The following is a 25434-nucleotide window of genomic DNA, read 5'->3' as shown; positions in this document are numbered from 1 at the left end:
GCCTCCCGGGCCTTTCGACCGAAACGGACTCTAGCCCTTGCGGATGGCCTCGATGATGCGCGGCCGCAGCTCGGCGGCGCTCACGACGGCGTCGACGGAGCCGACCTCGACGGCCCGGTGCACGCTGTGCACCCGGTCGAACTCGGTGGCGACCTCGCCCAGCTTCTCGGTCCGCACCGACGACCGGACCTCGGCCAGCTTGGCGCTGAGCTCGGCCCGCTCGGCGCCGGAGGTCTCGGCGACGCGGGCCTCCAGGTCGGCCACCCGGGTGTCGGTGGAGGTGCGACGGTTGACGTCAGCGGTGAACACCACGGCCGCGGCCGGCGCGCCGCCGATGACCGAGGCGAAGGAGCCCTCCACGGCCAGCACGGTCATGTTGGGGTTCAACGCCTTGGAGAACACCACGAACGCGCCGCCGTGGTAGCGGGAGATCACGCTGAACACGATCGGGCCCTGGAAGTTGACGATCGCGCGGCCGATCTCGGCGCCGTACTCCAGCTGGAGCTTGCGCATCGACTCCGGGGAGCCGTCGAAGCCGGACAGGTTGGCCAGCACCACCAGCGGCCGGTTCCCGCTGGCCGAGTTGATGGCCCGGGCCGCCTTGCGCGACGACTGCGGGAACAGCGTGCCGGCGGTGTAGGTGTCGGGGCCGTCGGTGGGAGGGAAACCGCGCCGCTGCACGGACTTCGACTCGATCCCGAGCAGACACACCGGCTGCCCGCCCAGGTGCACGTCCTGCACCACGGCGGTGTCGGCGTCGGCCATGCCGGCCCAGCGCTCCAGCACGGCGTGGTCCTGGTCGGCCACGGCCCGCATCACCGTGCGGATGTCGAACGGCTTCTTGCGGTCTGGGTTGGCCGCCGCCGAGAAGATCTCGCCGACGGTGGCGAAGTCGGTGCCGAAGGTGTGCGGGAACGACGAGATGTCCCGGTCCACCGGGTCGGTGCTGCCGGCCGCACGCGGGGTGGCCTCGCCCGGCGCGACGTAGGTGTGCTCGTAGTGGGCCATCAGCACGTCACGGGCGCCGCTCAGGCTCGGGGCCCAGTACTGCGCCTGCCCGTTGGGGCCCATGACCCGGTCGTAGCCGCCGATGCCGAAGTTGTCCTCGGCCGACACGCCGCCGGAGAAGTCCAGCGCCTGCTTGCCGGTCAGCACCATCGCCGAGTCCGGCGTCATGACGAGAATGCCCTTGGTGTGCATGAGCATCGTCGCCTCGGCGTTCCAGTACGGCTGCGCGCCGACGTTGATGCCGGTGACCACGATGTTGATCTCGCCGCCGTCCTGGGTGAACTCGACGATCCGCTTGAGCGCGGCCGCCACCCAGTCCATGTTCTCGGTGCCGGAGTCCATCGAGATCCGCGCGCCCGAGGACAGCGCGAACCACTCCACCGGCACCCGCATCTGCTCGGCCAGGTCCAGCGCGGCGATCACGCGGCGGCACTCCGGCTCGGACAGCGCGCCCAGCGACTTGGTGGGGTCGCCGAGCAGCACCACGCGCTTGACGCCCTCGGGGTAGCGCTCGGTCGGCGTGCTCACCACACCGGCGACCATGGCCGCCTTGTTCTGGCCCTTGGGCCGGTCCACCGGGACCAACGCGTTGTCGGCGTTGAGGTCGTGCTCGGTGAACTCGCCCAGCAGGCCGGTCAGCTCGTACGGGTAGACGGTGTTGCGGCTGCTGGCCCGCATCACCTTCAGGCGGTAGTCGTCCAGCGGCTCGACCACGTCGACGGGCGGCTCGACGACGTCCAGCGTGGTGCCGCCGGTGGCGTCGAAGGCGATCCGCACCGCGATCTTGGTCAGCGCGCCGGTCTCCCGGTCGCGCCGCCGGGCGATGAGCAGGATCTCCTCCAGGCCCGCGCCGGCCGTGGTCGGCAGCACGCGCCCGGCGATCATCTCCAGCTCGGCCCGGGTCATCTCGCTGGCCGGCCACACGTAGATGACGATCCGGTTGGTGGTGAACCGGTTCTTCGACGGGCGGCGGGACTGCGCGCGGCGGATCGAGTCGAGGCAGGTGGCGACCGCGTCCTCGGCGGTGGGCAGGGCGACCAGGCGGCCGTCGTGCTCACGCAGCTCGGTGAGGTCCCGCACCTGCGCGAAGGCGACCAGCCGGTCGTCGGCCGGGTTCTCCCGGGCGACGGCCTGGAACAGGTACACCTCCTCGTCGGAGGACGGCAGGCGGGTCAGCTCGAACTTGCGCAGCCGCTCCAGCTGCATGCGCTGCGCGATGTACGGGTGCAGGCCGCGGATCAGCCGCTCCTCGGTCAGGCCCGCGGTGGACGGCCGGAACGTGAAGTGGTGGTGCATCACGGCGCCGCCGCGGCCGGCCACGGTCGCGGTGACCCGGCGGACCTGCGTGGGCAGCGGGTGGGCGCTGATGACCTCCAGCAGCTCCGCGGCCATGGCGTCGTGGTCCTCGGGCTGCTTCTCCCACGCCAGGTAGATGTCGGCGTCGACGGCCTCGTCGCCGGCGGCCAGCTCGGCCAGGCCCCGCAGCGCCCCGCCGAGGGCGTCGAAGCTGACCGCGGCCGACGCGATCCGCGCCCCGGCACGGGAAGCGACCACGAACGTGCAGCCGGCGACCTCGCTGCGGCGCACGTCGGTGGTGCCCTTGTTGCCGTAGTAGCGGCGGATCAGCACTTCGAGCATGGTGGCGTTGTCGAGATCGGCGCGGATCAGGCGCTGCCCGAGCAGCCGGACCAGCGGCTCGGTGCTGGCGACCATCTCGGCCACGCGCTCGGCGCGGTCCGGCGAGTCCGGGTGGGCGTCGAGGTGCCGCAGGTGGTTGCGCACGGCGGCGTACACGCGGGCCCGGTTGCGGCGCAGCAGCGGCTGGCCGAACCACGCGAACACGACGCCGCGGGCCAGGTCGGAGACCGCCGGGAAGCGGACCTGGGTGGCGGCGACGAGCCGCTCCAGGGCCAGGCCGGTGGGCTCACGCAGCGCCTCGTCCGGCGGCAGCTCCCGCAGCCACGAGCGCAGCAGCGTCGTGACGACGCCTGCGTCGGAGGAGGCGCGCTGCTGGGCCAGGAAGATGCGGAAGACCGCCGTCTCCAGCTCCGGCGTGCGGTCCAGCTCGGTGACGCCGTAGTGGGCCAGCACCTTGGACAGCTTGGCCTGGAACGCTTCCGGCAGGCCAGCGCGCTCCACGTCCAGGCTCTGGAGATAGGTGTGGAAGTACTCGCGGGCGCTGTAGGAGTGACCGTCAGCTTCGCCGGTGGGGCGGTTGCGGGTCAGCTCGGCCAGGTCGGCGAAGACGTCCAGCAGCGCCAGCTCGTCGGCCAGCGGGCGGTGGCCGTCTTCGGTGGCCTCGGTGCGCGCGGCCATGTAGTCGGCCAGCACGCGGCGCTCGTCGAGCGGGTCGACGTCGAAGCCCAGCAGCAGGTTGCGGAGGTCCTCCTGGCCACGGGCGAGGCGGTCCAGCGCCGGCACGGTCATGGCGGCCGCGGGCAGGTCCAGCTCGACCGCCTGGACCTCGGTGGCCTGCTCGGCTTCGTCGTCGGCGATGGGCTCCAGCCGCAGCAGCGGGGCGCCGGTCGGCACCTGGCTGCCCACCGACACCGGGCGCTCCTTGAGGCGGGCCTTGAACGGCGCCCGCAGCACCGTCTCCATCTTCATGCTCTCCAGCACGATGATCGGCGCGCCGGCCTCGACCTCGTCGCCGACCTCGACCGGGGTGGAGACGACCAGCGCCGGCGCGGGGGAGCGGACCACGCCGCCCTCGTCGCGGCTGACGCGGTGGGCCACGCCGTCGACCTCGACCATGTGGATCGGGCCGTGGGTGCCGGTCAGCAGGGAGTGGCGGGAGCCGTTGACCCGGATCTGGCCGCTGTGGTGGTCGAAGCGGTCCAGCACGACGTCGGCGGTGCGGACGTCCTCGCCGGCCTCGATGGCCACGCGGAACCGGGTCGCGCCGACGCGGGCCACGCGCACGCGGTAGCCGACACCACGCAGCTTGAGGTCCAGTGGGCGGCCGCTCTCGTGCTGCACCTGGGGACGGCCGCCGAACGCGGTGGACAGCAGGCGCTGGCGCTCGACCCGCTCCTCTTCCTCGTACGCCTCGATGGCGGCGGCGGCCAGAGCGACGGAGGAGTGGCGGTGCGAGACCAGGCGGCCCTCGGCGCGGACGCGGTCGATCCAGCCGGTGTCGGCGCTGGCGTCGATGACCTCGGGCTGGTCGAGCAGGTCCAGCACGAAGCTCTTGTTGGTGGCGCCGCCCTCGATGATGACCCGGGTCTCGGACATGGCCCGGCGCAGCCGGCCCAGCGCCTCGTCGCGGTCGCGGCCGTAGGCGATGATCTTGGCGATCATCGAGTCGAAGTCGGCCGGGATGGTGTCGCCCTCGCTGACGCCGGTGTCGACCCGGATGCCCGGGCCGGCCGGCAGGTCCAGCCGGGCGATGCGGCCCGGGGACGGCGCGAAGTCGCGGTCGGGGTCCTCGGCGTTGAGCCGGGCCTCCACGGCGTGACCCAGCTCGGCCGGCTGCGGGCCGGTCAGCTTGCCGCCGGCCGCCACGTGCAGCTGCAGGCGCACCAGGTCGGTGCCGGTGGTGATCTCGGTGATCGGGTGCTCGACCTGGAGGCGGGTGTTGACCTCCAGGAAGGCGAACAGCTTCTCGCCCGGGTGGTACAGGAACTCCACGGTGCACGCGCCGCGGTAGCCGACCTTCACGGCCAGCCGCTCGGCCGAGCGCTTCACCTCGGCGGTCTGCTCCGGGGCGAGGACCGGCGAGGCCGACTCCTCGATGATCTTCTGGTTGCGTCGCTGCACCGAGCAGTCGCGAACGCCCAGCGCCCACGCCGTCTCGCCGTCGGAGATGACCTGGACTTCGACGTGGCGCGCGCCGGTGACCAGGCGCTCCAGGAACACGACGCCGGAGCCGAAGGCGCGCAGCGCCTCCTGGCTGGTGCGCTCGTAGGCGTCGGCCAGCTCGTCGGCCGAGGCGACCTTGCGGATGCCGCGCCCGCCGCCGCCGGCGGTGGCCTTGAGCATCAGCGGGTAGCCGATGTTCTCGGCGGCGCTCAGCGCGCCCTCCAGGGTGGCGACCTCGCCGCGGCTCCACGGCGCGACCGGGACGCCGACCTCCTCGGCCATGAGCTTGGCGCCGATCTTGTCGCCGAGCTGGCGCATCGCGTCCGGGCTCGGGCCGACGAAGGTGACCCCGACCTTCTCGCACACCTCGGCGAAGTTCGGGTCCTCGGCGACGAAGCCCCAGCCCACCCACGCCGCGTCCGCGCCGCTCTCGACCAGCGCCTGCTCCAGCTTGGCGTAGTCGAGGTACGGGCGGGCCGAGGCCGGGCCCAGGTCGTAGCCGAGGTCGGCCTCGCGCACGAACGTGGCGTTGCGGTCGGCGTCGGTGTAGAACGCGACGGTCTCGATGCGCGTCCCGGTCTCCGCGGAGAGATCCCGGACGGCGTGGATCAGCCGCATCGCGGCCTCTCCGCGGTTGACGATGGCGACACGACTGAACACCGACCGAGCCTCCTACTAGACACGTGCGGGGCCGACGGACCCCACTCCCACCCTGAACACTCTCGTGTATCCGCCAGTGGCGAAATGCTGCAAGTGACGGTGCACGGCACCGGAAGTTGTAGAGACCCCACAAAAGATGACGCCAGTCACAGGGGCGCCGGCCGGCCGCCCGGCCACGGCGGCGTGTCGCGCTGGACAACCGGGGTTGTCGCGGTTCCTCGCGCGCATGGCGTCCTCTTCGGCCGGTGGTCGTTGGCACTGCCGGGCGCTCGCGCGCCCGGCGTGCAGTCTCCCCCACGAGCCTTTAGGGGAACTCGCAGTTCGCACAAATATGACTGGGGGCTGGCGAAAAACCAGCCCCCGCCTGATGTCAGCTTGTGGCCACCAGCGCGGCGCTGCCGGCCGGGAGGTCGACCGTGACCGTCCCACCGCGCACGGTCACGTGCTTGGGCCTCGGCGCGAACTGACCGCCCTTGCCCACGGTCGCGCCGGCCAGGGAGATGGCCGCCGAGTCGAGGCTCGGGGCCGTGAGCAGGTACTCCGCCGCTTTGTGGGCGGTCGTGGACAGCTTGACCGTCACGTGGATGGCCGTGGTGCCCGTGTTGTTGACGACGACGTTGCGGCCGATGCCCCAGGCCGTCACGTTCGGCGCGCCGGTGACGGTCGCCGCGTGCAGGCTGCCGGTGCCGGCCAACTTCCACAGCAGCTGTCCGTAGTAGACGCCCTGCACGCCGGTCGGGGTCAGGCCGTCGAACACGATCGGCGAGTACGTCAGCGGGAACTGCGAGGAGGTGCCGCCGTGGAAGTTCACGCCGTCGCCGTGGTTGGCGGCGATGCCGTGCATGTAGTCCAGCGACCACAGCGCCGCCGCCTGCACGTCGCTGACTCCCTTCGCGCCGCCGTGGAAGTACGAGTTGGACTCGGTGATGCGCCACCCCGGCAGGCCGTTGGCGACGGCCACGTTCTGCATCGCCGCCTCGTTGTTGGGCAGTCGGCCGCTCGTGTTGGACGCCAGCAGCGCCGGGATGGAGGCCGTGGTGTTGTTGCCGATGTAGAGGTGCGTGGACAGCAGCCGCAGGCCCTTGTCCTTCTCATGCGCGGCAAAGGTGCTCGCCCACGCCGTCGAGTCGGCCTGACCCGGGCCGTCGAACACCGCGTTGGGGACCTTGGCCTGGATCGCCGCCGTGTAGGCCTCGAACGACGCCTCGTAGGCCGCCTCGGTCGTGTAGACGTTCGGCTCGTTGCCGATCTCGAACGCGATCACGTTGGCGCCCAAGGCATGCGCCGCGAACTCGGCCTCGTCGGCGGCGTTGGCCGGCGTGTTGGTCTTCAGGTTGATCCCGTAGATCACCTGCCAGCCGGTGGCCTTGACGAACCCGGCCAGCCTGGCGACGTCCGCCGGCGCCACCTCCTTGTCCGAGCCGCCGGCGCCTGCGGGGTTCCAGTTCACCTGGTCGCCCAGGTTCCCGCCCAGCCGCAGCACGCTCGGCCCCAGCCGGCGGAACAGCTTCACCAGGTCGGCGTCCTTGGCGTCGAACAGGCCCGCGCCGACGCGGTCCTTCTCGTAGCTGAAGCCGGCGAAGCCTCGCTCGACGCTGCCGCTGGACGTCTTCGCGATCTCCACCGTCACCGGCGTCGGCGGCGCCGGGCTGGCCACCAGAACCGTGAGCGAGGCGAGCGTGGCCGCCAGGATGTGGGCGAGTGCCATCGGGTCTCCCTTGGTCGGGGCAACCGGGCGGCACGGATGCCGTCGGCGACTATAGATCCGATGTATCGGGGCCGTAAAGCTTTGTAACGGGCCTTCGGGCATCGAGAGATCCGATCAGTCGGCGTCGGTGAGCGTGGGTCGGCCGGCCCGGGGTGGCGCGGGCGGGCGGGTCGTGTGCTCTAATGGCATTAGGGCATTACTGGGAGGCGGGAATGGCGGAGTCGCGGCGGCGGTTGGCGACCGGAAGGCTGTGCCTGGAACTGGTGGCGACGGTGCACGGCCGGCTGAGCGGGGCGCCCAACGACGACCTGTTGGACGGCGCACGCGTGGCCGAGTGGCTGGCGGCGATCGGGGCCGAGACGGGGGAGCGCCCGGCGGACGGGGATGTCGAGCACTACCTGGACGTGCGCGAGGCGATCTACCGGCTGGTGACCTCCGCAGCGACCGGGGACGTGGCCGATGTCGAGCAGCGGAACGCGGATGTGGCGCTGGTGAACGCCTGGGCCCGTGGGCCGGCGCCGGTGCCGCAGTTGCGGGTGGGGGAGCAGGGCCTGGTGTCGAACACCGCGCTGCCGACGCCCCGGCAGGTGCTGACCGTGGTGGCCCGCGACGCCATCGACCTGCTGGCCGCGCCGGAGGCCGCCCGGCTGCACCAGTGCGACGGGAACCATTGCGGCACGGTCTTTCTGGACACGTCGCGAGGCGGCCGGCGCCGGTGGTGCTCGTCCGACAAGTGCGGCAACCGGGCCCGCGTCGCGGCGCACCGGGATCGGCACGTGTCGGCCTGAAGCGGCGGAATCGACACTCGTATCGACCAAGGGAGGAACTTCCGCCGGCGGAAAGTGCCGGTCATCTGCCCCCGTGACCGGCTCGACCCTGTCCTAGGCTGACGGGGTCGGAACCTGCCGGATTTCGCTGGGGGAAATCTGTGGACCACAGACAACTGAACACGTTCACGACCGTGTGCCGCACCCGGAGTATCACCAGGGCGGCGGCGGAGTTGGGCTATTCGCAGTCGGCGGTGACGTCGCAGGTGAAAAGCCTGGAATCGGCGCTCAGAGTGGCGCTGTTCGAGCGCAGACGCGACGGCGTGCGGCTCACGGCGTTCGGTGAGCGATTCCTGCCGTACGCGCAGCGTTTGCTGACATTGGCCGACGAGGCCCGCGGCGCATTGCACAACAATGGGGCGCTCGGGGGCACCCTCATTGTTGGCGCCGGCGAGTCGGTCACCACCTATCGACTCCCCGCCCTGGTGGAGGCGTTTCATCACCGGTACCCGGACGTCCGGCTGTCGCTGCGGATCTTCCGCGACGGCCGGGCCCTGAGTGCGCTGGAGCGCGACGAGGTCGACGTCTGCCTGCTCTCGGCGGTGGACGAGCCGGCCGGCGACTTCCACCGCAAGGACCTCGGTGACGACGAGGTCGTGCTGGTCGCGGCCCCGGACCACCCCCTGGGCCGGCACACCCTGATCACCGCCGCCGACCTGGCCGGATGCCGGTTCGTCATCGCCCAGCCGGACTGCCTGTACGCCCGGATCCTGGCTGCGGAGATCGGCGGCGCGGCCGAGGCGGCCCTCCAGTTCGGCACGGTCGAAGGCGTGAAGAAGGCGGTCGCGGCGGGCCTCGGTGCCGCCCTGCTGCCCAGGATCGCCGTCGCCGACCTGGTCGCCGCCGGCGAGGCCGTGATCCTCCCGTGGCGGGCGGCCGTGCCGGCGCGCCTGTATGCCGTCTGGACCGGCAAACACGAAGGAAGCCGCGAACTGGACGCACTGGTCACGCTGATGTCCCGCACCTCCCGGGAAGACCTCCGCCTTGTGAGCTAGGCCTCATAGCGGCCGCTGATGGCGTTATCGACGAACGCCCGCTCCGACCACTTCTCCCGGCGCTGGCGAATCGCTAGTGTCGGTGTCGAGAACACAACGGAAACGAGTTTGTCCGACACCGATGCAATCCGTCGCCGGTAACGGTCACGACTGACCGGAACGCGCATATGGCGATGGCTGATCGTGTCGTCAACCTACGGAAAAGGGCTTCGTCCGTTGGTGGCGGCCGATCACGGTCGTACTGTGAGGGGCCGGGCGTCAATGGCGCGGCAACGGTATTCACATACCGCGTGCACAATGCCGGCTGAAACGCGCCCGAATCACGTCCTACTTGGGGAGAAGGGCATTAGTGTGTCTGAATACACGTCGGACGGCCACGTCGACATGGACGTGGCGATCGTCGGGATGGGTCCCCGCGGCCTTTCCGTGCTCGAACGGCTGCTGGCCCGGCTGACCGAGACGCCCGTCGACGCCACGGTCCGGATCTGGACGTTCGAGCCGGGCGAGCAGGGCGCGGGCCGCATCTGGCGCACCAGCCAGCCGCACTGGTTCGCCATGAACACGGCGGCCGGTGAGGTCAGCATCTACTCCGGCGGCCCGGACGGCGGTCCGCACCGCGCCGGGGCGGGGCCGTCGCTGTACGAGTGGCTGGCCGCGCACCCGGATCCGCGCTGGTCGGCGCTGGGACAGAGCGACTACGCGCCGCGCCCGGTCTACGGCGAGTACCTGACCGCCGCCTACCGCGCTGTCGTGGCCAACGCGCCGGCCAACGTGCACGTGCTACCGGTGTCGGCGCGGATGGACCGCGTCGAGAGAGTGGACGGCCAGACGGTGCTCACCGCGTACAACGGGCGCTTCGAACTGGCCGTGGACAAGGTGATCCTCACGACCGGGCACCCGCGCAACGTCCCGGACGACACCAACCGGCAGTTCCTCGCGCACGCCGACGCCAACCCCGCGCTCCGGTACGTGATGGGCGACTCGGCGGCGGAGATGCCGCTGGACGCCATCGCGCCGGGCAGCGAGGTCGGCATCATCGGCCTGGGCCTGACCTTCTTCGACGTGGTGGCGGCGCTGACCGCCGGCCGCGGCGGCGTGTTCACCACCGACGACAACGGCGTGCTGCGCTACCGGCCCAGCGGCAAGGAGCCGCGCATCATCGCCGGCTCCCGCAGCGGCCTGCCGATGCTGGCTCGCGGCCGCAACCAGAAGGCGCCGACCTACCGCTACAAGGCCCGCTTCGCCACCGACGCGGCATTGCAGGCCGCGCGGCGACGGGCGCAGGCCGAGCACGGCACGGCGCAGCTGGACTTTCGTCGTGACGTGCTTCCCTTGTTGCAGAAGGAAGTCGAGCACACGTACTACCGGACCCTGGTGCGTCGCCGCCAGGACCAGGCGGTGGCCGACCAGTTCGCCGAGCGACACCTCGCCGTGGCCGACGACCCGGCGCTGGTCGACAGAATGCTGGCCGAGTTCGGCATCTCCGACGCCAAGCGCATCGACATGGACCGGATGGCCCGGCCGTTCGCCGGCGTGGAGTTCGACAGCCCGGCCGACTTCCACCGGGTGGTGCTGGACGTGCTGCGGCTGGACGTCGCCGAGGCCTTGCAGGGCAACCTCGACGGGCCGCTCAAGTCCGCCCTGGACATCCTGCGGGACCTGCGCGGCTCGGTGCGGGCGGCGGTCGAGTTCGGCGGCCTGCGCGGCGAGTCGCACCGGGACGACTTCCTGGGCGCGTTCAACCCCGTCAACACCATGCTGTCGGCCGGGCCGCCCGCGTTCCGGGTCGAGCAGACGTGCGCCCTGATCGAGGCCGGCGTGCTGGTGGTGGTCGGTCCGGCGTTGCAGGTCAGCTGCGAGGAGCAGGGCTTCTCACTGTCCTCGCCGCACGTCCGCGGCTCGGGCCGGACCGTTCCGACGCTGATCGACGCCCGGATCCCGCGGCCGGACCTGCACGCCGACGCCTCGCCGCTGACCGGCCGGCTGCTGGCCGACGGGCTGATCTCCGAGCACGTCAACGCCGACCCGGTGACCGGCGAGTGGTTCGCCAGCGGCGGCCTCGCCGTCAGCCGGGCCCCGTTCCACGTGATCGACGGCGACGGCCAGCCGGACCCGGACCTCTACGCGCTGGGCATCCCGACCGAGAACCACCGCTGGTTCACCCAGATCGGCAACGGCCGCCCCGGCCCGCTGACCGGCTTCCACACCGACGCCGACGCCATCGCCGCCGACGTGCTGGCCGCGCTGCGGGTCCCCGCCTACTCCACCATCTGACCGGGAGCTTGACGTGACAACGAACTACGAGCGGTTCAAGGCGGCGCGGGACCTCCTGCTCGACCTCCGTGACGATCACGACCGGGCCTGCGCCGAGTTCCGCTGGCCGCGGTTCGAGCAGTTCAACTGGGCGCTGGACTGGTTCGACGAAATGGCCAGAGGCAACAGGTCCGACGCCTTACGCGTCGTCGACGGCGACACAACCGTGGCGGTGACCTACGAGGAGCTGTCCCGGCGCTCCAGCCAGGTGGCGAACTGGTTACGCGCCAACGGGGTTCGGCGCGGCGACCACCTGTTGCTGATGCTGGACAACCGGGTCGAGGTGTGGGAGTCGGTGCTGGCCGGCATCAAGCTCGGTGCCGTCGTGCTGCCGACCTACACCACCGTCACCGGCGCGGACCTGGCCGACCGGCTCGACCGCGGTGGCGTCGATCACATCCTCACCACCAACGTGCAGGCCTTTGCCGACGCCCCAGCGGAACTGACCCGCTTCTGCGTCGGCCGGGCCGAGGGCTGGCTGTCCTATGAGGACGCTGACGAGCAGCCGGCCGAGTTCGTCCCCGACGGCCCGACCAACGCCGACGACCTGCTGTTCATGTACTTCACGTCCGGCACCACGTCCAAGCCGAAGATCGCCCAGCACACCCACGCCAGCTACCCGGTCGGCCACCTGTCCGGCATGTACTGGAACGGGTTGCAGCCCGGGGACGTGCACCTCAACGTCTCCGCGCCGGGCTGGGCCAAGCACGCGTGGAGCAGCTTCTTCGTGCCGTTCAACGCCGGCGCGACGCTGCTGACCGTGAACGCGCCGGCCGGCTCCAAGACGCATCTGCTGGATGCCTTGGTGGAGCACGAGGTCACGTCGTTCTGCGCGCCCCCGACGGTGTGGCGGATGCTGATCCAGCAGGACCTGAGGCAGTGGCCGGTGCGGCTGCGCGAGGCCGGCAGCGTCGGCGAGCCGCTCAATCCCGAGGTGATCGACTACGTCCGGGAGACCTGGCACGTGACCGTGCGGGACGGCTTCGGGCAGACCGAGACCACCGCGCAGATCGGCAACACCCGCTCGCTGCCGCTCAAGCCCGGCTCCATGGGCAAACCGTTGCCCGGCTACGACATCGTGCTGATCGACCCGAAGACGGGGGAGCGGGCCGACGAGGGCGAGATCTGCATCGACCTGGCCGACCGGCCGGTCGGCGTGATGCCCGGCTACCTCGGCAACCCGGAGCGCAACGCGGCCACCTTCGCCGGCGGCTACTACCACACGGGCGACATCGGAATCCGTGATGGCGACGGCTACATCACGTATGTCGGGCGGGCCGACGACGTGTTCAAATCGTACGACCACCGCATCTCCCCGTTCGAGCTGGAGAGCGTGCTGCTGGAGCACGAGGCCGTGGTGGAGGCGGCGGTCGTGCCGACGCCCGACCCGGTGGGTCTGGTGGTGCCCAAGGCCTTCGTCACGCTCACGGCCGGTGTCGAGCCGGATGCCGTTGCGGCGCGGTCGATCCTGACCCACATCCGGGAGAACCTCGCGCCGCACCAGTGGATCCGCCGGCTGGAGTTCGGGCCGCTGCCCAAGACCACCTCCGGCAAGATCCGCCGCGTCGAGCTGCGCACGGCCGAGCAGCGGCGGATCGGCCGCAACGAGCACGAGCACCTGTTCGAGGACGTCTTCCAGACCGCGGAGTCGGCGCCCGCCGCTCCCGGCATGTCCTGAGAGTTCCCTTCCACACCAAGGAGAGAGTTACCGTCATGCGCGACGTGAAGATCTACAAGGACATTCTCGGCGCCGGACTGACCAACGGCCAGTTCACCTGGATCCCCTACGTGCAGCCGGGTCGCGCCTCGGTCGACGTGGAGTGGCTGTACACCGGCGAGCAGACCGGCCCCGACGGCGCCGAGGCCTACGTGGCCCGCTTCGGCCCCGGCGCCCACGGCGACCTGCACGAGCACAACGGCTTCGAGCTGCTGATCGTGCTGGAGGGCGAGCTGCACAACGACAACGGGGACGTCTACCCGCCCGGCACGCTGATCGTCGAGTTGCCGGAGAGCGTGCACCAGGTGTCCAGCCCGGACGGCTGCGTCGTGATCGTCATCCGCGAGAAGGGCACCACGCCCATCGTCGTCGAGCAGGCCGACGCGGCCGAACTGACCAACGCCTGACCAGCTCCGCGCGGCAGCAAACACGGACTTGCCCAGGGAGGCCGCGCCTGTCAGTCTGTAATGGCTTAAACCCATTACAGACCCGGGCGCGGCCTCCACGGCCCGTACGACCAGGAGAAACAGCCATGCTCGAGCAGACGCAGGACGTGCTGACAGCCGCGCCTGCCCCCCAGGTCGAACCCGTCTCGTCGCGCACCGGGCGGTCCGGGAAGGTGCACACCGCCCGCTACAAGTGGGGCGTGCTGGGTATCGGCATCATCGCCCAGGCCGCGTTCAGCGCCGCCTTCCAGGGCGTGCCGACCTCCGGCTCCATCCTCCAGGCGGCCTACCACCTGTCCGTCGGCCAGCTCGGCGTGGTGCTGGCCGCGATCACCTGCGGCATCTTCATCACCGACGTGTTCTGGGGCATCCTGTCCGACCGCATCGGCGAGCGGAAGGTCCTGATCACCGGCCTGACCGGCACCACGGTCACGCTGGGCCTGGTCACGGCCTTCCTGGTGCCGACGGCCGACGCGACTCCCTCCTACGTGGCGCTGGCCATCGTGCTGTTCCTGTCCGGCGCGATGGGCGGCTCGGTCAACGGCGCGTCCGGCCGCGCGGTGATGGGCTGGTTCCCGGTCAGCAAGCGGGGATTCGCCATCAGCCTGCGGGTGGCCGCGGTGCCGGCCGGCGGCGCGATCGGCGCGGCCATCCTGCCGCCGCTGGCCCTGGCCGGCGGGTTCCGGCTGGTGTTCGGCTTCCTCACCGTGTTCGCGCTGCTGGCCACCGTCGCGGTGATCCTGTGGCTGGACGAGCCGCCGCTGGCCAAGACCAAGGCCGCGGGCGGCGTCGCCGCCACCGCGATCGAGAGCCCGCTGCGCCGCTGGGACATCTGGCGCTTCGCCATCACCGCGTTCCTGCTCGACCTGCCCCAGTTCACGGTGCTGACCTTCGGCTCGGTGTTCCTGCTGTCCGAGGAGCACCTGTCCATCGGCGCCATCGCCGTGCTGCTGGTGCTGGTGCAGGTCGGCGGCGGCGTGTCCCGGGTGTGGGGCGGCCGCTGGACCGACAAGCACGGCGGCCGCTACCGCCGCTCGATCGTCAAGACCTACAGCTGGCTGATCGCGGCCGCCTTCGTCGGCATCGCCTTCTACGCCTCGGCCCCGGTCTGGGTGATCGCCGGCATGGTGGTGGTGGCCGGCGTCCTGGCCTGCGGCTGGCACGGCGTGCACTACGCCGAGATCGCCACCATGGCCGGCGCGGAACGCTCGGGCACCGCGCTCGGCCTGGAGAACACCATGGTCTTCGGCGGCGCGTTCGTGACGCCGCTGCTGATCTCCGGCCTGCTCTCGTTCACCACATGGCCGGTGGTCATGGTGCTGGTCGGCGCGGTGCCCGCGGTGGTGTCAGCCCTGATGATCCCGCGCGAGAACCCGGTTGCCTGACAACACCAGGCGGACGGGGGTGAGCACGCGGAAGCGCGGCTCGCCCCCGTGCCCGTCCAGGTGCAGCAGGCCGTGCGAGAGCAGGGTGTGCACGAGCTCGGCGGTGATCGGGCCGGACTCGTCCACCGGCCAGCTGACGTCCCGGTCGGCCAGCCGCCCCAGCAGGAAGCGCTCGGACGGCCGGAGGCGGTCGATGCTCTCCCGGATCGGCGCCAGGATCTGCGGATCCCGGGCCAGCAGCACGATCAGCCGTCCCGGCGGCAACAGCAGGAACCGGCGGGCCGCCTGCTCCAACGCCCCCGGCAGGCCGTCCAGCAGCCGGCACACCTCGGTCACCGCCGGCGTCGCCCGGAAGGCCGGTTGCAGCAGCCGGATGTGCTGGAGCAGCAGCCGCACCGACTCCACCCGTTCGACATCGACGTCACCGGGCCCCGGCACGGCCAACGGCCCGAGCGGGAAGACCCGCTCGCCGTCGACGCCGGTCGGGGCCCGGGACGTGACCAGCACCCGCAGCGCCGGAAACCGATGCAACAGGTGCATGACCGGCCGATCCCGCCACTCGCCGTCCAGCACCAGCAGGGTCGGCTGGGCGGCGGCCACCACGGCCAGCTCGCTGTCCGGGCGGTCGGGCCACAGGACCGGCCAGCCGTGCTCCGCGTGCAGCGTGGTGGCGACCTCGGCGGCTAGGCGGGACTTGCCCACGCCCCCGACGCCGGTGACGGTGACCAGCCGCTGGTCGCCGGCGACCAGCAGCGAGGCCAGCGCGCGCACCTCTGTGCGGCGGCCGACCAGTCCGTGCAGCGGCGCGGGCGGGCGCTGTTCGGGCACAAGGTGTTCGACGGCACGGCCGGCGGCCGCCTCGAACGTCGATCGCCGGTGGCCCTTGAGCGCGAGGCTGTCGGCGAGTAGCCGGACCGTGACGACGCGCGGCTGTCTGGCGTTGCCCAGCTCCAGATCCCGAACCGCCCGCACGCTCAGCGTGGCGCGATCGGCCAGCTGCTGCTGCGTGAAGCCGCCTTCACGCCGGTAGGCGCGCAGGATGCGGCCGAACGCGGCCGCGGGCTTGTAGGTGTTGTCCACCCTGGTGTTCATCCCCTCGTGGTCCCCCAGTGGTTCCCCCCGCGTCAACGCTGCCATCGAGGGGATCACCGGAGCATCGGGAGACTCCCTACATTTCCCTGGCGTGACGCGCGAGATGGCTGGCAACCGCTGTGCGCGAGGCCACACCCAGCTTGGTGAAGATGCGGGACAGGTGGGCCTCGACGGTCTTGGGGCTCATGAACAGCTGGGTGGCGATCTGCCGGTTGGTGTAGCCGTGCGCGACCAGCTCGGCGATCTCCAGCTCGCGCTGGGTCAGCGGCCCGCCGTCCTTGCGGACCCGAGTTGACCTGGCCCCGAGCAGCCGCTGCTGCTGCACGACGGCGGCGTGCATGCCGGCGGCCCCGCAGTTGGCGAACAGCTCCTTGGCCCGGCCGAGCTGCTGCTGCGCCTCCTCGCGCTTGCCGAGGTCGGCCAGCGCGGCGCCCAGCAGGTGCCGGGCCTGCCCTTCGAAGACAGGAAGGTGCACCTGCGCAAAATTGTCGGCGGCTTTCGCGGCGCGTTCGGCCCCGGTCGTCGGGTCCTTGGCGGCGATGTGGGCGCGGGCCGAGGCCAGCATGGCCTGGCCGGTGCGGCCCGGCAGGTCGCCGCCGGCCACCGACTCCTCGGCCTTGCGCGCCCAGTCCAGCGCCGACTCGATGTGGCCGAGCGCGATCTCGGCGCGGACGAGCTCGTCGAACCACAGCCGTCGCAGGGAGGGGGCGTAGCCGACCTCCGTCGGATCGCCGCCGCGCAGCAACTCCTGGAGGCAGCCCTGCGGATCGCCGTTGGCCAGCCGGGCCGCCGCCAGCGCGGCCGTGCCCTCGCCGGACCACCAGTAGGCGCCGGGCTGCGTCTTGTCCACGGCCTGTTCCGCGTACTGGAGGGCGGACTTGAGATCGCCCCGCCAGAGCGCGATCTCCGACTGCCGGACGTGGATGAACTCCAGCAGCTCGGTCCGCCCGGTCAGCAGCGCGGTCTCCAGCGTCGCCTCGGCGTGCTCGGCGGCCTGCGTCAGATCCCCGAGCCAGGCGTAGACGTGGGTGAACGTCAGCTGGATGTCCGGCTGGAGGTGGCTGTGGCCAGTGCGCTCGGCCAGCGCGGCGCAGCGGCGGACGTGGCGCTGCGCGTCGTAGTAGCGCTCCAGCACCAGCTCGGCCCAGGCCAGCTCCAGTGTCAGGTAGAGGCGTTCGGACAGTTCGCCGTCGGACAGGCCGTCCAGCATCGCGGCGGCCCGGCGCACGTGACCGACCGCCGACTCGAAGCGGCCGGTGTAGGCGTCGGCGGTGGCCAGGATGCTCAGGCCGATGGTCATGGTCAGCGGCCGCATCTGGTGCCGGGCCGGCGAATCCATGGCCTGCATGACCCAGGCGCGGGCGTCCTCGAACTTCGCGCACTGCAACAGGCCGGCGGCGATGTCGATGCGCATGCCCAGCGCCGGCCGGTCGTGCCGGTCCGGCCGCCGGGTGAGCTCACCGACCAGCAACGCCTGCGCCTCGTCGTAACGGCCGAGGAGGCGCTCGACCGTGGCGCACATGGAGACCGCGGCGCTGCGCTGGTCGCACGGCTCCTCGGGCAGCAGATTCAGGACCTCCTGAAGAATGCCACGGCATTCCTGCAGCCGCCCGATCACGAGCAATGCCCTGGCCCGTAACAACATCAGGCCGCACAGCCGGGTCCGGTGATCGGGCGTGCGGGGGAGCAGGTCGATGGCCGTGCGCAGCCAGTCGACGGCCAGCGCGGGAATGCTGGCCAGCACGGACTCGGCCGCCTCCACCAGCACGGCGATGGCCTTGTCGTCACCGGCTCGGGCGGCCCGCTCGACGTGGTGGGCACGTGAAGTTGCCGGCGCGCCACGGCGTTCCAGCCCCGCGGCGGCCCGCGCGTGCGCGTCCAGCCGCCAGGCCGCGCGGCCCGTCCGGTACGCGGCGCTGCGCACCAGCGGATGCCGGTAGCGGAATCGGCGGGCGCTGTTCTCGGCGCGGATCAGGTCCCGGGCCACCAGCTCGTCCAGATCGGCCAGGGTGTCGGCCTCGGGCAGCTCCGCGACCTCGGCCACCAACTCCGGGTCGAACGGGTCGCCAGCCAGCGCCGCCGACTGGGCCACCAGCAGCATTCTCGGTGTCAGCGCGGCGAATTCGGCCGACAGCACCACCTCCGGATCGCCGTCGGCCGCGACACGGGTCAGCGCGTCCAGATAGAACGGGTTGCCGCCGCTGGAGTCGTGCAGCTGCCGGGCCCGCGCCGCGTCCACACCCGGCAGCAGCTGGCAGACTTGTTGCAGCGTCAACGGTTTCAGCTCCAGGCGCAGCCGCTCCGCGCCGGCGGCGTGCGACAGCGCGGCGAACAGCCGCTCCGAGGCCTGCCGCGGCCGGTAGCTGACGCCGAGCTGGAACCGGCCGGCCGGTGGGTGACGGACCAGGAACTCAAGCAGGCCAACGGATCCCTCGTCGGCCCAGTGCACGTCGTCGAGCAGCAGGAGGCCACCCGTCTCGGGCGTGACGACCTCCAGCAGCGTGCGAACGGCCCGGTAGAGCCGGTGCCGGCCGACGCCGTGCAGATCGGCCTGGCTGGGGTCGGCGCCGTGGAAGACCGAGGCGAGCAGCTCCACCGCCGGCTCACCGATCAGCTTGCGCTCCTCGTCGTCGAGGCGGGCGACCCGGTCGGCCAGCGCGTCCAGGAACATCGCGAACGGCACGTGCTGCTCGAACTCGGTGGCCCGGCCGGCGAACGCGCCGCCACGGGCGCGGGCGAACTCGCCGAGCAGGCTGGTCTTGCCGATGCCCGGATCGCCGACGATCTCGATCAGGCGGGCCGGACCCGGCGCGTTGAGCAGCGTCAGTTCGCGTTCCCGTCCGACGATCGGGCGGCTGGTCGCAGTCACTCATGTCCCCTCAGTGCAGTTCGGCAAACAATACGCACCCGGGGTCGACGGAAGTAGTCGAGAACAAATGGTGGGATGGATCGGCGGCCGAACGAAGTCAGGGCCAGACCGACACTTGGGTCAGGCCGGTCAGCCGGGACCCCGCCGCGGCCCGCACCCGCACATAGCGGGCCGTGACCGTTGACGGCAAGCCGATTTTCACGAAGCGGTCCGAGCCTTCGGCGGCGGCCCTGGTCGTCCAGCTCACGGCGTCGTCGCTGGTGTCCACCGTGAGCGCCCCAGCCGGATTCGCGCGGACGAAGACCGTGCCGACCGGCTCGGGTTTGCCCAGGTCGACGTACACCCAGCCGTTGGCGGCGCACTGTGCGCCGGCACAGGACGGGTCGGCCAGCGGATGGTCGAAGGAGCCGTCGGTGAGGGCGCACGGGGCCGGCCGTCCTTCGGCCACACAGGGCTTGCCGCGGGATTCCGGCGCGCCGGCGGTGCCGCGGAAACCGATGCCCTGGCTCGTGTACCGGAGTTGGAAGGTGGTGTCCGGGCCGGGCGCGCTCGCGGCGGCCGAGATGTGCAGCACGCCGTTCGCGTCCTCGAAGTCGCGAGCGTCCATTGTGACCGCCGGTTCGGCCGGGCCCGACCAGATTTCCTGGCCGTTGACCGCGAAATGCGCGGTGTATTCGTTCATATTCTTGAAAGGCGTCCAGTCGAGCACGACGTTTTTCGCGTCGCCCCTGGCCGTGACGTGATCGGGCTCCCAGAACCGCAGCGGCGACACGGTCAGATCCGGCCGCTGGATCTCGAAGGAGGCCCGCACGCTCGGACCGTCCACATCGGAGCCGGTGCGGGGGAGCTGGGCCGTCAGGTCGAAGTTGGTCGCGGTGTTGAAGGTTCCCCGCACGTCCGACCCGCTCATGTGGACGGTGTACGTGCCGCCGGCGTCGGTCTCCGTGCGCTGCAACAGCTTGCACAGCGGCGGCGGGTCGTCGGCCAGGCACGCGGTGCCCAGTGTGGCGGCGACCGGGATGCCCTGGAAGGCCAGCTCGCCGACGTCCGGGATGCGGGTCAGGGCCAGCCGCAGGTTGCCGGCCGGCGAGCCGTCCTGGCGGGCGACCTTGCCGGTCAGCGTCACCTTGGCGTCGGTCGGCACCTTGCTCTGGGCGCAGCCGGCGGCCAGAGCCGCGACCACGAGCAGCGCGGCCGGCCGCGTGATGTGCATGGTTGGCGATCGTAGGGGCGTGCGCCGCTGGTCGGAGGCGCTTTGATCTATGTTCTGAAGCACTGTGACTTCAGTAACGAGTGAAAAAGACGGGAATGCGATGATGATGGTTCAACGTTCAACTGCTTGATGGACGAGAGTTCGGGAGAAGGGAAGGGCATGACCGCACCAGTGGAGTTCGGGCCCGTGGAGTTCGGGGTCGACACCTTCGGCGACGTCACCGTGGACGCCGAGGGCAACCGCAAGTCGTACGCACAGGTGCTGCGCGACGTCGTCGACGAGGCGGTGCTGGCCGACCAGGTCGGCATCGACTACTTCGGCGTCGGCGAGCACCACCGGGACGACTTCGCCGTCTCCGCGCCCGAGGTGGTGCTGGCCGCGATCGCCGGCCGCACCTCACGCATCAAGCTCGGCACCGCGGTGACTGTGCTGAGCTCAGACGACCCGGTCCGCGTGTTCGAGCGCTTCGCCACGCTCGACGCGGTGTCCAACGGGCGGGCCGAGATCACCCTCGGCCGCGGCTCGTTCACCGAGTCGTTCCCGCTGTTCGGCTTCGACCTCGGCGACTACGAGGTGCTGTTCAGCGAGAAGATCGACCTGATGGCCCACCTGCTGACCGAGCAGCCCGTCACCTGGGAGGGCACGGTCCGGCCGCCCCTGACCAACGCCAACGTCTTCCCCAAGACGGAGGGCGGCCGTATCAAGACGTGGGTGGGCGTGGGCGGCAGCCCGGAGTCGGTGGTGCGCGCGGCCAGCTACGGCATGCCGCTGACGCTGGCCATCATCGGCGGCGACCCGGCGCGATTCGAGCCGTACGTGGACCTGTACTACCGGGCGCTGGACCAGGTCGGCCTGGACCGGCTGCCGGTGGCCGTGCACTCGCCCGGCTTCGTCGCCGACAGCGACCAGGAGGCGGCCGACCTCGTGTGGCCGCACACCAGGAAGATGCACGACCGGATCGGGCGCGAGCGCGGCTGGCCGCCCATGACCCGGGCCCAGTACGACGGCGAGATCGCCAACGGCTCGCAGTACATCGGCTCGCCGGAGACGGTGGCCCGCAAGATCGCCCGGACCGTGAAGACGCTGGGCGTGCAGCGGTTCGACCTGAAGTACTCGAACGGGACCATCCCGCACGAGGACGCCCGGCGGAACCTGGAGCTCTACGGCACGAAGGTCATCCCTCTCGTTCGCGAGTTGCTGGCCGCTGGGGAGTGACCCGCAGCTCCGCCAGGACCCGGACGAGGTCGCGGTCCTCGATGTCGCTGCTGCCGTAGAGGCGGGGGTGCGGCATCGCGGGGCCGCGGCGGAAGGCGTTGCGCAGGCGCTGGGTGAAGTGGTTCGTCGTCATGGCACCAAGTGTGCTCTGGGGTAAATCCTGCCAACAGTGGCAGGAGAGACGCTGGTGCGCAAAATCCTGCCATGTACGCTGGTGGCGTGCTGAGATCGGTTGCCGCGCTGGTCGTGGACGGGGTCGCCCCGTTCGAGTTCGGCGTGGTGTGTGAGGTGTTCGGCATCGACCGGACCGACGACGGTGTGCCGCCCTTCGACTTCCGGGTGTGCGCCGAGCGGCCCGGCGAGCCCGTGCGGACCAGCGTCGGCATCCAGCTGACGCCGGACCGCCCGCTGGCCGACCTGGTGTCCGCCGACCTGGTCGCCGTGCCGGCGTGCACGGTTCGGGTCGACTACCCGCCGGCCGTGCTGGACGCGCTGCGTGAAGCGGTGGCCAGGGGAGCGACCGTGCTGTCCGTGTGCAGCGGCGGCTTCGTGCTCGGCGCCGCCGGGTTGCTGGACGAGCGCGCCTGCACCGTGCACTGGCGCTACGCCGACGAGTTCCGGCGCCGGTTCGCCAAGGCCCGCGTCGACGCCGACGTGCTCTACGTCGACGACGGCAATCTCGTCACCAGCGCCGGCACCGCCGCCGGCATCGACGCCTGCCTCCACATCGTCCGCCGCGAACTCGGCTCCCGCGTCGCCGCCCTGATCGCGCGGCGCATGGTCGTCGCCCCGCAGCGGGAGGGCGGCCAGCGGCAGTTCGTCGAGATGCCGGTGCCCGAGTGCACCGCCGACAGCCTTCAGCCCGTCCTGCTGTGGATGCTGGAAACCCTGACCGAGGAGCACTCGGTCGCCGAGCTCGCCTCCCGTGCCGCCATGTCCGAGCGCACCTTCGCCCGCCGCTTCGTCGCCGAGACCGGCACCACCCCGCACCGCTGGCTGACCACCCAGCGCGTGCTGCACGCCCGTTCGCTGCTGGAGCAGAGCTCCTACGGCGTCGAGGAGATCTCCCGGATGGCCGGCTTCGGCACGCCCGCCCTGCTGCGCCACCACTTCCAGCGCGTCATCGGCGTCACCCCCACCGACTACCGCCGGTCCTTCTCCGCATGAGCTAGCCGTCGACGAACGTCACTGTTTCGTTGAGCGGCGCCCGGCCGACCCGGCCGAGGTCCACGGTGGTGTCCTCGTAGCCGATCGACATGCCGCAGAACAGAATCAGGTCGTCCGGCGGCGACACGACCTCCGCGACGGACCGGTGGAACTTGGCCCACGCCATCTGCGCGCAGCTGTGCAGGCCCTCGGCGCGGAGCAGGAGCATGACCGTCTGGAGGAACATGCCGGCGTCCGACCACTGCGGCCGCCCCATCTCACGGTCGATATAGCAGAACAGCGCTGCCGGGGCGCCGAATGCGGCCCAGTTGTCGGTCGCGGCCCGTTGCCAGGCCTCGACGTCGGCGCGGGAGATGCCGAGCGAGCCGTAGCGCTGCCGGCCGAAATCGGCGCGACGTTCCTGGTACGGGGACTTCAGGCCGTCCGGGTACATCGTGTACTGCGGCTCGTCCCACGCCTCACCCGCGGCGATGCGTTCCGCGATGCGCTTCTTCAGCTCCGCCAACGGTGCTCCGGTGACGACGAACGCGTGCCACGGCTGGAGGTTCGAGCCGGACGGCGCCCAGACCGCGGCGGACAGCACCCGCCTGAGCGCCTCCGGCTCTATGGGCTGGTCGACGAACTTCCTTACCGCGTGGCGGGTTTTGACCGCTTCGTAGACGTCCATGGTCACTTCGACCGCACCCAGTCGCGGTAGTGGGTGCTGGTCAGTTGGGCGTCGGCCGGGGCGAGCAGCGCGTCGCCGTTGATGACGGCGAACAGGCCGGCCGTGTCGTCGGTGACGACCTGGCGGTCGGTGCCCTCCACCGTGATGCGGCCGAGCTCGTCGAGCGTGAAGACGTCGGGGCCGGCGATGTTGCGCGTGCCGTTGAGAGGCGCGTTCGCGGCGGCGTCGGCCACCGCGGCGGCGACCTCGGCCGAGGTGATGGGCTGGATGGGGGTCGCCGGCAGCCGCACCACATCGCCGTCGGTGGTCCACGACATCGTCGGTTCGACGAACTCCATGAACTGCGTGGCCCGCACGATCGAGTACGGGATCGAGCCGGCCTTGACCAAGTCCTCCTGGAGGGTCTTGGCCCGGTAGTAGGCCATCTCCGGCACCCGGTCGACGCCGACGATGGACAGCGTGACGATGTGCCCGACGCCGGCCTTCTCCGCCGCTGCCAACAGGTTCGTCACCGACGTGCGGAAGAAGTCGAGGGAGGCGTCGTCGAAGGTCGGCGAGTTGGTCACGTCCACCACGACGTCGGCGTCGCGCACGGCGTCGTCCAGTCCTTGGCCGGTGAGAAGGTCGACGCCGGTGGAGCGGGAGTGACCGGTCGCCTCGTGACCGGCGGTGACGAGGTCCGCGACCACCTGGTTGCCGATGAGTCCGGTGCCGATGACTGCGATCTTCACGGGAGGTCCTTCCGGTAGAAGTCGGCTGCTGACAACGTGTCTGGGACGCCGAGCTCGGCCGCCACGACATTAATCGCCCGCGCGGCGACAACTTCGTCGACCTGGCCGTCGGTGGTGTAGTGCGGGGCCACGAACTTGTCGTAGTAGGCCCGGATCTCCTCGCGCGTGTGCCGGCCGAGGAACGTCTCCAGGTGCTTGACCGTGGTGTCGGGGTCGTTGTGCAGCACGTGGAGGGCCCGGCGCTGGGCGCGGACGACGGCCTGCACGCCAGGGTCGTCGGGGCTGAGGTGGGTCGGGTCGACGGCGACGCCGACGGTGGGGATCCGGAAGTAGTCGCCGACCCAGGCCAGCACTCGCCAACCATGTTCGGCGGCAACGGCTTCGGGGTTCATGGTGCTGCCGACGTAGGCGGCGTCGATCGTGCCGTCGGCGAGATGACGGAGGTCGAGGCCGTAGTCGCCGGGCGCGCGGACGACGGAGTCGACGTCACGGTCGGGGTCGAGGCCGGCCTGGCGCAGCACGATCCGGGCGAACACGCCGGGGGCGGTGTGCGGCGCGTGCACGGCAAGTCGTCGGCCGGCCAGGTCTTTCAGCGTCTCCAGGCCGGGGCGGGCCAGGAACCAGAACAGCGGGCTGTGGGTGTTGACGGTGAGCGCCACCCACGGGATTCCGTTGGTCAGGCGCGAAAGCAGCGCCCGGCCGAGGCCGATGGTGGCGCCACGGCGCAGGCGGTCCTCGCTCCAGGCGACGCCGTCGTGCAGCGCGACGCGCACGTCTTCCGCCTCGTAGAAGCCTTCCTGGTCCGCGATGTGGGCGACCAGTTCCTCGTGCATGCCCCGGCCGACGTAGGCGAGATCGACGGTGTCCATCAGTACATCGCCGTTCCGCCGTTGACCGCGGCCGTGGTGCCGGTCATGAAGGCGCTGTCCTCGCCGGCGTAGAAGGCGACGGCGCGGGCCACGTCGGCCGGCCGGGCCAGGCGGCCGAGGGGAGTGGCCGCCACCAGCCGGTGGTTCTGCTCCTCGTCGATGACGCTGGAGATCCTGGTCTCCGCCACCGGGCCGGGCTCGACGACGTTGACCGTGATGCCCTGCGGACCGAGCTCCTGGGCCAGGTATCGGGCGAACTGCGTCAGCGCCGCCTTGGCCGTGCCGAGCGCGATCATGCCCTCGCGGGGGCGTCGGCTCAGGCCGGTGCCCAGATAGATGATCCGGCCGCCGTGACCGGTCATGTGCGGCAGGACCGCCTTGGTGACCACGAAGGCCGCCTTGAGCTCGTCGTCCAGCTTGCCACCCAGCTCCGTCCAGGTCATGTCCCGGAACGGCTTGATCGCGTACGGCGTGAGCGCGTTGTGCACCAGCACATCCACGCCGCCCCAGGCCGCGTCGACGCTGTCGATCATCGCCCGGACCGCGTCGGCCTCACGCACATCGGCCTGCACGGCCATCGCCTGGCCGCCGGCCTTTTCTATGTCCGCCACCACTTCTTCGGCGGCGTCCTTGCTGTGCAGGTAGTTGACCACCACCCGCATTCCGCGCTCGGCCAGCAGCCGGGCGGTGGCCGCCCCGATGCCGCTGCTGGCACCGGTGATCAACGCGACTTTCTCCCCAGTCATCCTGT

Annotated in this window: 18 protein-coding genes; 8 read left to right on the top strand and 10 right to left on the bottom strand. The window is 71.2% G+C overall.

The genetic code is table 11. The annotated features are described in order from the left end of the window. Positions 1-30: 30 nt before the first annotated feature. Positions 31-5469 (bottom strand): carboxyl transferase domain-containing protein, encoded by a 5439-nt coding sequence (locus AB0M73_RS10045; RefSeq protein WP_363889318.1) that lies wholly within the window; start codon positions 5467-5469, stop codon positions 31-33. A 370-nt stretch (positions 5470-5839) separates the two neighbouring features. Continuing rightward, positions 5840-7177 carry a glycosyl hydrolase family 79 C-terminal domain-containing protein gene (locus AB0M73_RS10040; RefSeq protein ID WP_363889315.1) on the bottom strand — a complete coding sequence of 446 codons (1338 nt, stop codon included), beginning with the start codon at positions 7175-7177 and terminating at the stop codon, positions 5840-5842. 212 nt (positions 7178-7389) lie between these two features. Here AB0M73_RS10040 and AB0M73_RS10035 point away from each other — a divergent pair, with 212 nt between their 5' ends. The 6 genes from AB0M73_RS10035 (at position 7390) to AB0M73_RS10010 (ending at position 14860) form a co-directional block, all read left to right on the top strand. Continuing rightward, entirely contained in the window at positions 7390-7965 is a 576-nt protein-coding gene (locus AB0M73_RS10035; RefSeq protein ID WP_363889312.1) for an ABATE domain-containing protein, read from the top strand. Positions 7966-8105: 140 nt separating this feature from the next. Beyond that, positions 8106-8999 (top strand): LysR family transcriptional regulator, encoded by an 894-nt coding sequence (locus AB0M73_RS10030; protein WP_363889310.1) that lies wholly within the window; start codon positions 8106-8108, stop codon positions 8997-8999. A 351-nt stretch (positions 9000-9350) separates the two neighbouring features. Further along, the gene (locus AB0M73_RS10025) at positions 9351-11273 is read left to right on the top strand and encodes an FAD/NAD(P)-binding protein (protein WP_363889307.1); all 1923 of its coding nucleotides are present in this window, start codon (positions 9351-9353) and stop codon (positions 11271-11273) included. A 13-nt stretch (positions 11274-11286) separates the two neighbouring features. Next, positions 11287-12990: an AMP-binding protein gene (locus AB0M73_RS10020; RefSeq protein WP_363889304.1), complete on the top strand. Its 1704-nt coding sequence runs from the start codon at positions 11287-11289 to the stop codon at positions 12988-12990. Between the two features lie 35 nt (positions 12991-13025). Then, the gene (locus AB0M73_RS10015) at positions 13026-13436 is read left to right on the top strand and encodes a cupin domain-containing protein (protein WP_052396410.1); all 411 of its coding nucleotides are present in this window, start codon (positions 13026-13028) and stop codon (positions 13434-13436) included. Positions 13437-13561: 125 nt separating this feature from the next. Beyond that, positions 13562-14860 carry an MFS transporter gene (locus AB0M73_RS10010; RefSeq protein WP_363889301.1) on the top strand — a complete coding sequence of 433 codons (1299 nt, stop codon included), beginning with the start codon at positions 13562-13564 and terminating at the stop codon, positions 14858-14860. Here AB0M73_RS10010 and AB0M73_RS10005 read toward each other — a convergent pair. The 3 genes from AB0M73_RS10005 to AB0M73_RS09995 all read right to left on the bottom strand — a co-directional run bounded on the left by AB0M73_RS10005 (position 14822) and on the right by AB0M73_RS09995 (position 20034). Continuing rightward, positions 14822-15952 carry a helix-turn-helix domain-containing protein gene (locus AB0M73_RS10005; RefSeq protein WP_363889299.1) on the bottom strand — a complete coding sequence of 377 codons (1131 nt, stop codon included), beginning with the start codon at positions 15950-15952 and terminating at the stop codon, positions 14822-14824. The genes AB0M73_RS10010 and AB0M73_RS10005 overlap by 39 nt on opposite strands. 76 nt (positions 15953-16028) lie before the next feature. Next, positions 16029-18821, bottom strand: coding sequence for an AAA family ATPase (locus AB0M73_RS10000; RefSeq protein WP_363889296.1), 2793 nt, complete (start codon positions 18819-18821; stop codon positions 16029-16031). Between the two features lie 97 nt (positions 18822-18918). Beyond that, positions 18919-20034, bottom strand: a complete 1116-nt coding sequence (locus tag AB0M73_RS09995) for a discoidin domain-containing protein (protein WP_363889292.1) — start codon at positions 20032-20034, stop codon at positions 18919-18921. 159 nt (positions 20035-20193) lie between these two features. Here AB0M73_RS09995 and AB0M73_RS09990 point away from each other — a divergent pair, with 159 nt between their 5' ends. Further along, entirely contained in the window at positions 20194-21249 is a 1056-nt protein-coding gene (locus AB0M73_RS09990) for an LLM class flavin-dependent oxidoreductase (RefSeq protein WP_363889289.1), read from the top strand. Here AB0M73_RS09990 and AB0M73_RS09985 read toward each other — a convergent pair. Continuing rightward, on the bottom strand, positions 21209-21382 hold the full coding sequence (locus tag AB0M73_RS09985) for a hypothetical protein (RefSeq protein ID WP_157495377.1): 174 nt from the start codon (positions 21380-21382) through the stop codon (positions 21209-21211). The two genes, AB0M73_RS09990 and AB0M73_RS09985, sit on opposite strands and share 41 nt — an antisense overlap. 86 nt (positions 21383-21468) lie before the next feature. Here AB0M73_RS09985 and AB0M73_RS09980 point away from each other — a divergent pair, with 86 nt between their 5' ends. After that, a complete protein-coding gene (locus tag AB0M73_RS09980; RefSeq protein WP_363889286.1) occupies positions 21469-22416 on the top strand; it encodes a helix-turn-helix domain-containing protein in 948 nt (315 codons plus the stop codon). A 1-nt stretch (position 22417) separates the two neighbouring features. Here AB0M73_RS09980 and AB0M73_RS09975 read toward each other — a convergent pair whose 3' ends face one another. The 4 genes from AB0M73_RS09975 to AB0M73_RS09960 are packed head-to-tail and all read right to left on the bottom strand — an operon-like array spanning position 22418 to position 25429. Next, entirely contained in the window at positions 22418-23083 is a 666-nt protein-coding gene (locus AB0M73_RS09975; protein WP_363889284.1) for a nitroreductase family protein, read from the bottom strand. 2 nt (positions 23084-23085) lie between these two features. Further along, positions 23086-23814, bottom strand: a complete 729-nt coding sequence (locus AB0M73_RS09970) for an NAD(P)H-binding protein (protein ID WP_363889282.1) — start codon at positions 23812-23814, stop codon at positions 23086-23088. Then, positions 23811-24683: an ABC transporter substrate-binding protein gene (locus AB0M73_RS09965; protein ID WP_363889280.1), complete on the bottom strand. Its 873-nt coding sequence runs from the start codon at positions 24681-24683 to the stop codon at positions 23811-23813. Before AB0M73_RS09965 ends, AB0M73_RS09970 begins: the two co-directional genes overlap by 4 nt. Further along, positions 24683-25429: an SDR family oxidoreductase gene (locus AB0M73_RS09960; protein ID WP_363889277.1), complete on the bottom strand. Its 747-nt coding sequence runs from the start codon at positions 25427-25429 to the stop codon at positions 24683-24685. The genes AB0M73_RS09965 and AB0M73_RS09960 overlap by 1 nt, the downstream gene beginning before the upstream one ends. Positions 25430-25434: the final 5 nt, after the last annotated feature.

The sequence above is a fragment of the Kutzneria sp. NPDC051319 genome, assembly GCF_040682195.1.
Taxonomy (GTDB): Bacteria; Actinomycetota; Actinomycetes; order Mycobacteriales; family Pseudonocardiaceae; genus Kutzneria.
This window is presented reverse-complemented; position numbering and strand designations above follow the sequence as displayed.